This window comes from Pseudomonas sp. ICMP 460 (assembly GCF_002723595.1).
In the GTDB taxonomy this organism is placed as follows: Bacteria; Pseudomonadota; Gammaproteobacteria; order Pseudomonadales; family Pseudomonadaceae; genus Aquipseudomonas; species Aquipseudomonas kitaguniensis.
The window spans coordinates 31,746-43,747 of sequence record NZ_LKBR01000013.1; the positions used below are offsets into that span (position 1 = coordinate 31,746).

The 12,002-nt window shown below is 60.5% G+C and carries 11 protein-coding genes; 3 read left to right on the plus strand and 8 right to left on the minus strand.

Translation table 11 applies throughout. The features are described 5' to 3' along the window. Window position 1 precedes the first annotated feature (1 nt). From AO240_RS10780 to AO240_RS10805, 6 genes are all read right to left on the minus strand, one after another. Window positions 2–778, minus strand: a complete 777-nt coding sequence (locus AO240_RS10780; protein ID WP_099236530.1) for an N-acetylmuramoyl-L-alanine amidase — start codon at window positions 776–778, stop codon at window positions 2–4. An 88-nt stretch (window positions 779–866) separates the two neighbouring features. Continuing rightward, the gene (locus AO240_RS10785) at window positions 867–2,936 is read right to left on the minus strand and encodes a GGDEF domain-containing protein (RefSeq protein WP_099236531.1); all 2,070 of its coding nucleotides are present in this window, start codon (window positions 2,934–2,936) and stop codon (window positions 867–869) included. Beyond that, entirely contained in the window at window positions 2,933–3,811 is an 879-nt protein-coding gene (locus tag AO240_RS10790; RefSeq protein ID WP_099236532.1) for an endonuclease/exonuclease/phosphatase family protein, read from the minus strand. The genes AO240_RS10785 and AO240_RS10790 overlap by 4 nt, the downstream gene beginning before the upstream one ends. Window positions 3,812–3,822: 11 nt before the next feature. Next, on the minus strand, window positions 3,823–4,458 hold the full coding sequence (gene dsbA, locus AO240_RS10795) for a thiol:disulfide interchange protein DsbA (protein ID WP_099236533.1): 636 nt from the start codon (window positions 4,456–4,458) through the stop codon (window positions 3,823–3,825). A gap of 168 nt (window positions 4,459–4,626) precedes the next feature. Beyond that, complete coding sequence (locus tag AO240_RS10800; RefSeq protein WP_099236534.1) at window positions 4,627–5,232, minus strand: cytochrome c; 606 nt, start codon at window positions 5,230–5,232, stop codon at window positions 4,627–4,629. Window positions 5,233–5,265: 33 nt separating this feature from the next. Next, on the minus strand, window positions 5,266–5,568 hold the full coding sequence (locus AO240_RS10805; RefSeq protein WP_099236535.1) for a cytochrome c5 family protein: 303 nt from the start codon (window positions 5,566–5,568) through the stop codon (window positions 5,266–5,268). A gap of 192 nt (window positions 5,569–5,760) precedes the next feature. On the opposite strand from AO240_RS10805, the gene yihA reads away from it, so the two are divergent. Continuing rightward, a complete protein-coding gene (yihA, locus tag AO240_RS10810) occupies window positions 5,761–6,402 on the plus strand; it encodes a ribosome biogenesis GTP-binding protein YihA/YsxC (RefSeq protein ID WP_048721487.1) in 642 nt (213 codons plus the stop codon). 268 nt (window positions 6,403–6,670) lie between these two features. Here the strand turns inward: yihA and polA are convergent, their stop codons facing one another. Beyond that, window positions 6,671–9,457: a DNA polymerase I gene (gene polA / locus AO240_RS10815; RefSeq protein ID WP_099236536.1), complete on the minus strand. Its 2,787-nt coding sequence runs from the start codon at window positions 9,455–9,457 to the stop codon at window positions 6,671–6,673. A 74-nt stretch (window positions 9,458–9,531) separates the two neighbouring features. On the opposite strand from polA, the gene AO240_RS10820 reads away from it, so the two are divergent. Both AO240_RS10820 and AO240_RS10825 read left to right on the plus strand, forming a co-directional pair. After that, window positions 9,532–9,822, plus strand: a complete 291-nt coding sequence (locus AO240_RS10820; RefSeq protein WP_099236537.1) for a DUF2782 domain-containing protein — start codon at window positions 9,532–9,534, stop codon at window positions 9,820–9,822. A 56-nt stretch (window positions 9,823–9,878) separates the two neighbouring features. Next, window positions 9,879–10,832 carry a homoserine kinase gene (locus tag AO240_RS10825; protein WP_099236538.1) on the plus strand — a complete coding sequence of 318 codons (954 nt, stop codon included), beginning with the start codon at window positions 9,879–9,881 and terminating at the stop codon, window positions 10,830–10,832. Between the two features lie 222 nt (window positions 10,833–11,054). On the opposite strand, the gene AO240_RS10830 is transcribed toward AO240_RS10825, so the two are convergent. Continuing rightward, window positions 11,055–11,984: a zinc ABC transporter substrate-binding protein gene (locus tag AO240_RS10830; protein WP_099236539.1), complete on the minus strand. Its 930-nt coding sequence runs from the start codon at window positions 11,982–11,984 to the stop codon at window positions 11,055–11,057. Window positions 11,985–12,002: the final 18 nt, after the last annotated feature.

Sequence of the window (12,002 nt, forward strand, 5' to 3'; positions counted from 1 at the left end):
ATCAGCGGCGGTTTAGCGCGCTCAGTATCGCGGCACTTTCTGCATCCGGCGTGCCATCAAACAGCGATGGCCGAAAGTGCATCTGGAACGCTGCAATCACATGCCGCGTGGCGACATCCAGCTCACCGGTCTGCGGTGTCTGGTAGCCCAGGCGCGCCAACTCTTCCTGGAACCAGGTGACGCTCGGCAGATGGGTGCTGTACTGCACCTGGAAGCGCGCTACCGCCTGCGCGTCAGGCCAAACCCCCAAACCTTCAGCGGCCAAACGCTTCCACGGAAACAACGGGCCAGGATCGAGCTTGCGCAGCGGCGCGATGTCGCTGTGGCCGATGATGTTCTTGGGTTCGATACCATTGCGCTTGATGATGTCCTTGAGCAACACCACCAGTGACTGCACCTGCGCCTCGGAATACGGATACCAAACACGCCCCGTCGGCGTATCGAGATACCCTGGGTTGACGATTTCGATGCCAATGGAACTGGAGTTGAGCCAAGTGCGCCCCATCCATTCGCTTTCGCCTGCGTGCCAGGCGCGCTGGCTCTCATCCACCAGCTTGTAAATGGTGCCGGAGCCGTCGTCGCCGATCAGGTAATGGCTGCTGACCTGACCGTGGGTCAACAGTGCCAGCGAGCGCTCAAGATTGGTCGAGGTGTAATGGACCACAACAAACTGCACGCGGTTGTCGTGGTTCACTGAAGGGTGGCGGGTGTCCAGACGCGGGCCGCTGGCGCAGCCGGCGAGCAGGACGAATACGAAGGCGAGGTACAAGGATTTCATGGCGGCAGGCATTACGCTAAAGACGATAATGCAACAGTGTAACGTACCGATTGAGGCGCGGCGTTCAAATTACAAAATAGAACATTTTTTACGCCGCCTGCACCTGGTTACGTCCGGCAGCCTTGGCGCGATACAACGCCTCATCGGCGCGCTTTAGCGCCAACTCACTGCGCTCACCCGGCTGAAACTGCGCCACGCCCATGCACACTGTGATGGTTACCCGCTCGCCTTTGAAGTGAAACGGGCACGCCTCGATGGCCGCGCGCAGCACTTCACCCACGTCCAGCGCATCCGCCAACGCTGAGTCAGGCATCAGCAACACAAACTCTTCACCGCCGAAACGCGCGATAAAGTCGGTAGTGCGCAGGCGCTTGCGCAGCACATTGGCGATGATCTTGAGTACCTTGTCGCCCGCCAAGTGGCCATAGTTGTCGTTAATACGCTTGAAGTGGTCGAGGTCCAGCATCGCCAACGACAGGTTACTGCCACGCTGATGCCAGCTATTCACTTCATGGTCGAGGCGCTCGCTCCAGGCCGCACGGTTAGGCAAACCAGTGAGCGGATCGATCAACGCCTTCTGGCGCTGTACTTCCAAATGCTCGCGATAGCCCTGAGCTTCCTGCTCCATGCTCGACACGCGCTCGGCCAGGCTTTTCAAGCGCGCCGCCACTTCTTGCTCGCGCTGGTCACGCTGCTGCTGGTGTTGGTCCATGGTGCCAAGCAGGCCTTCAAGGTGGCTTTCCAACACCTGCTTGAGGCTGCCCAGGTCAGCCGCTTCCTGCACACTGCTTTGCAGGCCATCGACTTGTTCACGAATTTGCGTGTCCAGCTCGCGCGCTGCCGAACGGCTGTCGGCGTGGCCGTCGCTGGCCACCTGCAAATGGCCCTGGAATGCCTCAAGGCGTTCATTGAGCTGCTTGAGGTAGGCCTCGAATTCATGCTGGCCGCTGTCGGTAATCGCCAGCATCAGCACCGCCAGGTCATCAAGGATCGGCAGCAGTTCGTACCAGTTCAAGCCATTGGCGAGGCGCTCGCGCATTGATTCCGCCTGGGGCAGATGGTGCTCGGGCAGCGACAAATCTTCCAGCAGCCCAAGCAACGTACTCTCGATGTGCTTGGCGACCGAGCTATACGACGGTTCTGGCGAGTCGGGCAACGCGTAGATGCCATCCGACTGCAGCTCATCAAGGTCAAGCTCAGCGTCGTCGAGTACGGGCGGCAGTGACAGGCTGCCGATGGCGGTGTGATCCGGCGTCGCAACCTGAGCCTCTGGCGCTTCGATAAAGGCGGCGAGGGCGCTTTCGGGAGCGTCTTCCTCAACCGCTGGCTCAAGCGTCTTGGGCTCGGCGGCTTCAACAGGCGTGGTGATCGGCTGGGCTGAAGCCGGCGCCTCGAAGACAAACGACTCGCCGGCGACTTCTGCCGTGCTGGCTGGCGCAACAGGCTCGGGCGGCGCGGCGGCCGGTGTCGGCGGCACGGGCGCGAACGCACGCAGGGCGTTTGTCAGTTCTTCAGATTGCGCGGGCTGTTCAGGCTCAGGTGCCGGTTGGGGCGCCGCGGGCTTCGGCGCAGCCGGCTCAGGCACAGGCTGCGGCGTGGCTTCGAGCACCTGCGTGTCGCTTGGGACATCCTTTGAACCAAAAAGGCGCTGCAGCAAACCCGGACCAGAGCGCGCGGTTTCGCCCTCCGGCTCCAGGTTATTCAATGCCTGCTCCTGCAAGCTGCTCAGCTCACTGAGCAACAGCGGGATTTCCCGCGCCTGACCGACTCGGCCATCAAGCTGCTTGGCAAAGGCCTTGAGCGGACGGGCCACCTCACGCGGCAGAGGCAACTTCTGCAACTGCGCGACCAGGGCGGTGAGGGCGGTGCTGGTCTGGTCAACCCGGGTTTCGCGGCGCTGCTCCGAGTCGAGCACGGCTTTTTCCAGGCGTGGCAGCAGCGCGGCGAGGGCGGCGTCCATATCGTCTGTGCGCACCACGTCGCGCATTTCCTTCATGCACTGGTCAACGGCGCGGTCGGTCCCTTCCGCGGCGAGCGTGCTGCGCACCAACCCTCGGCGCAGCAGGTCGAGGCGGGCAGCCCAGCGGCGCTCGAGCTTGTCTTGCTGCTCAACGCTTTTCAGGTATTTCTCTTTCCAGCGCTGGGCGTCGTCGCTCATGCAAGGGGTCCGCGAGGGCCTGGGCTCAACGCGGGTAATGCATCAGCCGTAAGCGAACCCGGCAGACGAATCTCTACCGCGACCGGCAGGTGATCGGAAATGGGCTGCGCCAGCACCTGCACGCTTTCAAGCGTGAGTGTGGGGCTGAGCAGAATATGGTCCAGACAGCGCTGCGGGCGCCAACTGGGAAAAGTGGCTTCGACTTGCGGCGCGAGTAAACCGAGGTCGCGCAACGGGGAATTCTGCAACAGGTCGTTGGCATGGGTGTTCATGTCACCCATCAACACCTGATGTTTATAGTTGCCAATCAATTCACGCACGTAGGCAAGCTGCAGGTTGCGCGTCTTACCCCCAAGCGCCAGGTGCATCATGACTACCACCAAGGCTTCCGGGCCTTCGCCGAAACGCACGAGAATAGCCCCGCGCCCCTTGGGGCCGGGTAACGGGTGGTCTTCGATGGCGGTCGGCTTCAAGCGGCTGAGCACACCATTGCTGTGCTGCGCCAGGCGCCCAAGGTTGCGATTGAGTTGCTGATACCAGTACGGGAACGCTCCGAGGTGCGCCAGGTGCTCCACCTGGTTGACGTAACCGGAGCGCATGCTGCCGCCGTCGGCTTCCTGCAAGGCGACCAGGTCGAAGTCGTTCAGCAGGTTGCCGATTTTCTGCAGGTTACCGGCCCGCCCGTTGTGAGGCAGCAAGTGCTGCCAGCCACGGGTGAGGTAGTGCCGGTACTTCTCGGTACTGATACCTACCTGGATATTGAAGCTGAGCAGGCGCAAACGGCTGTCTGCCGGCAGGCCTGTGGATTCCAGATGATGTTCATTGACCTGCGGGTCATGCAGGCCAACAACGCGTTCAGTACCCCAGCGGCGCATGGCGAGCCCCCTTACTTGGCTGCGCGCTCTTTGGCGATCAGTTGGTCGGCTACATTGAGGGTGGCTTCAGGACCACCGGTAGTGCCCAGGTCGAAACGGTATTTGCCGTTGACGATCAGGGTCGGTACGCCTTGCACGCCATACTTCTGGGCGAGTTCCTTGGCCTGTTTGATCTGGCCCTGAATAGCGAAGGAATTGAAGGTGGCCAGGAACTTGTCCTTATCCACGCCTTGGGTGGCGACGAAGTCAGCCATTTCGTCAGGTTTGGTCAGGCGCTTGCCTTGCTTCTGGATGGCTTCAAATACAGCGTTATGCACCTTGTGCTCCACACCCATGGCTTCCAGGGTCAGGAACAATTGGCCGTGGGCATCCCATGGGCCGCCGAACATGGCCGGGAGGCGCCTGAAGTTGACGTCCGCAGGCAGTTTTTCGACCCATGGATTGATCGTTGGCTCAAACGCGTAGCAATGCGGGCAGCCGTACCAGAACAGCTCTACAACTTCGATCTTGCCGGGTACCGAAACCGGAACCGGGTTGGCCAATTCGACGTAAGTTTTACCGGCTTCAAGCGGCACATCGGCAGCTTGCGCGGTCATGCCGAAGAGGCTGGCAGTGACGAGAGCGGCGCTGAGAATCAGATTACGCATGCTTTACTCCTGGACAAATAAATTCGCCTCGCGGGACCTTTGTTGTGACAGGTCTACGCGGGCATCAGTTCGTTAGTGTAACGGCACCGGCCACAAAAAAGGGCGGCCCAAGCCACCCTTTTTATGCTTGCATCGACGGATTAATCGAGCGTTAACGTGCGGTTGCGATTAGTGCAGGCCCTGGATGTACTGGGAAACCGCTTCGATGTCCTTGTTGCTTAACTTGCCCGCGATGCTTTGCATGATTTTGGCGTCGCCATCGTTGGTTCGATTGCCTTCACGGAAGTCCGTCAGCTGCTTGGCGGTATACTGCGCATGTTGCCCGCTCAAGTGCGGAAAACCCGCAGCGGCAAGGCCTGCGCCGTTGGGCGAGTGGCAACCGATGCACGCAGGCATGCCTTTTTCGAGGTTGCCGCCACGGAACAGTTCTTCACCGCGGGCCACTTGTTTCGGGTCGGCGGCGCCCACGCTGCCCGTCTGGCTGGCAAAATAGGCGGCAATATCCGCCAAGTCCTGATCGCTGAGGTTGGTCAGCAAGCCGGTCATTTCCAGCACCGCGCGCTTGCCGTCCTTGATGTCGTGCATCTGCTTGGTCAGGTAACGCTCACCTTGGCCAGCCAGTTTGGGGAAGTTCGGTACCGGGCTGTTGCCATCCGGTCCATGGCAAGCGCCACACACGGCGGCTTTCGCCTGGCCTGCGGTGGCGTCGCCTGCAGCATGGGCAACACCTGCCATGCCCACGGTCAACAGCAGACTCACGATCAGTTTGTTCATCAGCTAATCCAACTACGGCTAAGGGTTTAAGAGTCATCTACCGGGTTTACTCACCATCAAATGAATGACGGCCTGGTAATCCTCAGTACTGCAGTCCATGCACAAACCACGCGTCGGCATTGCCTTGAAACCCTCAGTCACGTGTTGCATCAGCGTGCCCATGCCCTGCGCCAGTGTGGGCGCCCAAGCTGCCTCATCACCCCGTTTGGGCGCGCTGGGCAGTTGGCCGGCATGGCAAGCCACGCAAACTCGGTTGTACACCGCCTCCGGATCCTGTGTAGCCTGAGCGCCGTAAAGCGGAATCAGGACACCGACAGCGAGCAACCATCTGGTCATACATCGACCTTTTCAGGGTTTGAGAGCGTTTTGCGTTCTAATGCGCAATGAAGGTATTTCGCTCCCGTGAACTTCATCCTTCGCTGGGACAAAGCACACACAAAATCTGCGGCATTATATACTGGCGCTACTGAAACGGAAACGACACCGCTTGCCGCACCCTTTTTCGGCACCGCCCACATCGGAAATCTCATGCAACTCAAGAATCCCATCCTCGGCCTGTGCCAACAGTCCACGTTCATGCTCAGCGCCGCCAAAGTTGACCAATGCCCCGATGACGAAGGCTTTGAAGTGGCCTTTGCCGGTCGTTCCAACGCCGGCAAGTCCAGCGCACTGAACACCCTGACCCACGCCAGCCTGGCGCGCACCTCAAAAACCCCGGGCCGCACGCAACTGCTTAACTTTTTCAAGCTGGACGATGATCGGCGTCTGGTCGACCTGCCGGGCTACGGTTACGCAAAAGTACCTATCCCGCTGAAGCTGCACTGGCAGCGTCACCTGGAGGCTTACCTGGGTGGTCGGGAGAGTTTGAAAGGTTTGATTCTGATGATGGACATCCGTCATCCAATGACCGACTTCGACTTGCTGATGCTCGACTGGGCGGTCGCCAGCGGCATGCCGATGCATATTTTACTCACAAAAGCCGACAAGCTGACCTACGGCGCGGCCAAGAACACGCTGCTAAAAGTACAGGCCGAGATCCGTAAAGGTTGGGGTGACACGATCACCATCCAGCTGTTCTCGGCGCCAAAACGCTTGGGCCTCGAAGACGCTTACACCGTGCTGGCGGGCTGGATGGAATTGGCCGACAAGGGCGCCGAAATCGCCGAATAACGTTTTGCCGGGCAAAAAAAACCCCGGACTTCATATGGGGAGAGGAAGTTCGGGGTTCAAGTTCCGGACCGTTAGGGCGGGGTCCGGATATCTGCCAACACTTAACACAACATAGGAGCATTGAAGGGCTTCACCACCCATTCAGTACCTCTGAGTCGCATTTCACGGGTTAAGTTCCGGCAGGCTGAAAAACTATTTGAAACATCTGCTGGCGACGCCTGATTGAAAGCAGTCCGCCGCCCCGCACGGGGGTGGCGGAGCCGCGAAATCAGTGCGCTTCGTCCCAGTTATCGCCCACGCCCACGTCCACCACCAAGGGCACATCCAACTGCGCCGCGGCGCTCATGTGCTCGCGGATTTTCGCGCTGACCTCTGCGACCAGGTCTTCACGCACCTCTAGCACCAGTTCATCGTGCACTTGCAGGATGACCTTGGCATCCAGGCCAGACTCGGTCAGCCAGTTATCCACCAACACCATGGCTTTCTTGATGATGTCAGCCGCCGTGCCCTGCATCGGCGCGTTAATCGCCGTGCGTTCTGCGGCGGCTCGCTCTTGAGGCTTGTTGGAATTGATGTCCGGCACATACAACCGGCGCCCGAAGAAGGTTTCTACGTAGCCTTGATCGGCCGCTTGGGCGCGCGTGCGCTCCATGTACTCGCGAACGCCTGGGTAGCGCGCAAAGTACACGTCTATGTAGGCCTTGGCGGTCTTGGTATCCACGCCGATGTCTTTGCCGAGCTTTTGCGCCCCCATGCCGTAGATCAGGCCAAAGTTGATCGCCTTGGCGCTGCGTCGTTGATTGGACGTGACCTCAGCCAGCTCAACCTTGAACACTTCGGCCGCCGTGGCGGTATGCACGTCCAATTCGTTGCGGAACGCATTCATCAGGCCCTCGTCCTTGGACAAGTGCGCCATGATCCGCAGTTCGATCTGCGAATAGTCCGCGGCCAGCAGTTTGTAACCCTTGGGCGCGACAAACGCTTGGCGAATGCGCCGACCTTCGGCGGTGCGCACCGGGATGTTCTGCAGGTTCGGATCGCTGGAAGACAACCGCCCAGTCGCCGTTACCGCCTGATGATACGAGGTGTGAATGCGCCCGGTGCGCGAATTGATCTGCTCCGGCAGGCGGTCGGTGTAGGTGCTTTTCAGCTTGCTCATGCTGCGGTACTGCATCAGCACCTTGGGCAACAGGAAATCGTCTTCGGCCAACTTGGCCAGCACTTCCTCAGCCGTCGAGGCCTGGCCCTTGCCGGTCTTTTTCAGCACCGGCAAGCCGAGTTTTTCGTAGAGAATCGCCCCGAGCTGCTTGGGCGAGCCCAGGTTGAACGCCTCACCGGCGATCTCGAATGCCTGGCGCTCCAGCTCGACCATCTTGTTACCCAGCTCGATACTCTGGATGCCCAACAGCTCTTTATCCACCAGCGCGCCCTGACGCTCGATCCGCGCCAGCACCGGCACCAAGGGTATTTCGATGTCGGTCAGCACACTCGCCAGCGCCGGTATGGCGGCAAGTTGCGCGTGCAACGCCTGGTGCAGGCGCAGCGTTACGTCTGCATCTTCAGCCGCGTACGGGCCAGCCTGCTCAAGCGGGATTTTATCGAACGTCAGCTGCTTGGCGCCTTTGCCGGCAATGTCCTGGAAGCTGACAGTGTCATAGTCCAGGTACTTCTTCGCCAGGCTGTCCATGTCGTGGCGGGTAGCGGTTGAATTCAGCACGTAGGATTCAAGCATCGTGTCGAACGCAATGCCGCGCACGGTGATGCCGTTCGCCGGGTCGCCGCCGATGGCGCAGTTGGCCAGGATGTTCATGTCGAACTTGGCGTGCTGGCCAACCTTTAGCTTGCTCGGGTCTTCCAGCAAGGGCTTGAGCGCCAGCAACACGCTGTCGCGGTCGAGCTGCTGCGGCGCATCGAGGTAGGAATGCGTCAGCGGGATGTAGGCCGCTTCGTGCGGCTGTACGGCAAACGAAACCCCGACCAATTGCGCCTGTTGTGCGTCGATCCCGGTGGTTTCGGTGTCGAAAGCGAACAACTTCGCGTCGTTGAGCTTTTGCAGCCAGCGGTCGAAGGTCGCCTGGTCGAGGATGGTGGTGTAGGCCGTCTCGGCAGGTGCCGACTCAACAACCTCTTCGGCAGCAGGCGCGCGCTCGGTCGAAGCCTTGAGTTCGACGCGCTTGGTGTCGCGCTGAATCTCGTCGTACCAGCTCTTGAACTCCAGCAGCGTGTACAGCTCCAGCAGTTTTTCGCGATCCGGCTCGATCAGGTGTAAATCGTCCAGGCCGACGTCCAGCGGCACATCGATCTTGATCGTCGCCAACTGATACGACAGAAACGCCATCTCTTTGTGCTCTGCCAGCTTGGCCGGCAGGGTCTTGGCCCCGCGAATCGGCAAGGTCGGCACGATATCCAACTGCTCATAAAGCTCTTTGAGGCCGCCGTTCACGCCGACCAACAGGCCGGAAGCGGTCTTCGGACCAATGCCCGGAACGCCTGGGATGTTGTCGGACGAATCGCCCATCAACGCCAGGTAATCGATGATCTGCTCCGGGGCGACGCCAAATTTCTCCTTCACGCCCTCGATGTCCATCGCGCTACCGGTCATGGTATTGACCAAGGTGATGTGCCCATCCACCAACTGCGCCATGTCCTTGTCACCGGTAGAAATCACCACCGGCCGGTCGGCAGCCGCACTGCTGCGGGCCAGAGTGCCGATCACGTCATCGGCCTCTACGCCTTCGACGCACAACAGCGGGAAGCCCAGGGCGATTACGCTTTGGTGCAGCGGCTCGATTTGCAGGCGCATGTCATCGGGCATGCTTGGGCGGTTGGCCTTGTATTCGGCGTACATGTCATCGCGAAAGGTCCCGCCTTTGGCGTCGAACACCACCGCGAACGGGCTGTCCGGGTACTGCCTGCGCAGGCTTTTGAGCATGTTCAACACGCCCTTGACCGCACCGGTCGGCAGGCCTTTGGAGGTAGTCAGCGGTGGCAGCGCATGAAAGGCGCGGTACAGATATGAAGAACCGTCCACCAGGACGAGGGGGGCTTGGCTCATGAGCAGGATCAACCTTTTCGGCGGGTCAGGCGCTAGAATAGCCGGACCATTGACGACAAAGGGACAAGGTTATCATGCGCACCGTAAATAGCCTGTTGTTGACCGGCTTGATTGCACTCTTGCCGTTGGCCGCCCTGGCAGCCGACAGCGCGCCCACGGGCGACCCGGAAGTCACGATCCGTACCGAGGGCGACAGAACCATCCAGGAGTACCGCCAAAACGGCTTCCTGTACGCAATCAAAGTCACCGTAAAGGGTGCGCCGCCGTATTTTCTGGTGCGCGCGGACGGAACCGATGCAAACTTCATCCGTTCCGACCAGCCGGATATGCTGATTCCGTCATGGAAGATCTTCGAATGGAAATGATTTCTTAACTTCAATTGGCGCCGTGTACTGCGGCGCCCGTACTGGCAGTTTTAACCATGTCTGTGTTCACCCCGCTGGCTCGGCCCGAGCTGGAAACCTTTCTCGCCCCTTACGGGCTCGGCCGCCTGCTCGATTTCCAGGGGATTGCCGCCGGTAGCGAAAACACCAATTTCTTTATCAGCATGGAGCAGGGCGAGTTCGTGCTGACACTGGTTGAGCGCGGCCCCGTAGCGGAAATGCCGTTCTTCATCGAGTTGCTCGACGTGCTCCACGAGGCTGATCTGCCGGTGCCTTACGCCCTGCGCACCACCGACGGCGTGGCGCTGCGCACGCTGGCGGGCAAACCCGCGCTGCTGCAACCGCGCCTGGCCGGCAAGCACATCAAGCACGCCAACGCGCAGCATTGCGCTCAGGTCGGCGACCTGCTCGGCCATCTGCACTTGGCCACCCAAGGTGACAAGATGCTGCAGCGCAAGACCGACCGCGGGCTCGATTGGATGCTCGCTGAAGGTACGCAGCTGATTTCGCACCTGAACGACGCCCAACAGCGCCTGCTGCACGCTGCATTGACCGAGATCGAAGCCCACAAGGCCGACATCCTGGCCCTGCCACGCGCGAACGTTCACGGCGACCTGTTTCGCGACAACGCGATGTTCGAAGGCACCCACCTGACAGGCCTGATCGACTTCTACAACGCCTGCTCAGGCCCAATGCTGTATGACGTGGCAATCGCGCTGAATGACTGGTGTTCGGACGCCGATGGCGTAATCGACGGGCAACGCGCGCGTGCCTTGCTGGGCGCGTACGCAGGGCTGCGACCGTTTACAGCCAAGGAAGCGCAGCTGTGGCCGACCTTGCTGCGCGTAGCGTGCGTGCGGTTCTGGCTATCGCGCCTGATCGCTGCCGAGTCATTCGCCGGGCAGGATGTGTTGATTCATGACCCGGCGGAGTTTGAGCATCGCTTGGCGCAGCGTCAGCAGGTCACGATCCACCTGCCGTTTGCACTCTAAAAACGGGGCTCAGAGCTGTTGTGGCGAGCGGGCTTGCTCGCGTTGGGTTGCGAAGCAGCCCCTTTTAATGAGGAGTGCGGTGCTTCAGGCACTCCTCAGCGCCTGGTTTTGGGGCTGCTTCGCAGCCCAACGCGAGCAAGCCCGCTCGCCACAGGCCCGCGTCCAGGCCAGAGGGAGGGGGATTGCGGCGGCTTTTTAAAGTGGTAGCAACAAGCTCGGTTGTCAGAGCGACTCCAGGCACCCGGCCAGGTCATTCCCCAACTTCTCCAGCACCTGCTCGTAACCTTGCGCGGTGGCCTTGGTGTAACCGCCCAGCGCATCCAGTTCCGCCAATTTCACCGGCAAACCGGCGACCAGCGTCTCGGCCAGACGCGGGCGCAATGGCGGCTCGCTGAACACGCAGGTCTTGCCGACTTCCTGCAACCGCGTACGCATCGCCGCCACGTGCTGGGCGCCTGGCTGTACTTCGGCGGCAACACTGAACACGCCGGTGTGCTTGAGCCCATAAGCGTCTTCAAAGTAGTCGAACGCCTCGTGGAACACGAAGTAAGGCTTGTCGCCGACTTTCGCCAAACGCGCTTTCAAGCGCGCATCCAACGCATCCAAACGCTCATCGAAGGCCTTCACGTTGCTGGCGTAACGCGCGGTATTGGCCGGGTCGGCAGTACTCAGGTCTGCCGCCATGCGCGCAGCGATCACGCGGGCATTCACCGTCGACAACCACAAATGCGCGTCCAGGCTGCCTGGGCGGTGGTCGTGGTCATGTTCGTCCCCATCATCGGCGTGCGAGAGGCCATCGTCGGCGAAGCGGCGCAGCTTCATTCCGGCAAGGTCCTGCACGGCCACGGTCGGCAAGCTACGCCCCTTGAGCACGCGCGGCAGGAAAGTCTCCATGTCCGGGCCGATCCAATACAGCAGGTCTACCGATTGCACGCGCCGTACGTCGGATGGGCGCAACGCATAGTTATGCGGCGAGGCGCCAGGTGGCAACAGCACCTCTGGAACCGCCACGCCGTCCTGCACAGCGGCGGCGATCAACTGCAACGGCTTGATGCTGGTCAGCACCTTGACCTCGGCCTGAGCGGCGCCTGCGATGAACAAACTGGTGACAAATACGACAAAAACGGGAAAAAGTCGGGACACGATGACCACTCAATGACGTAGGAACGG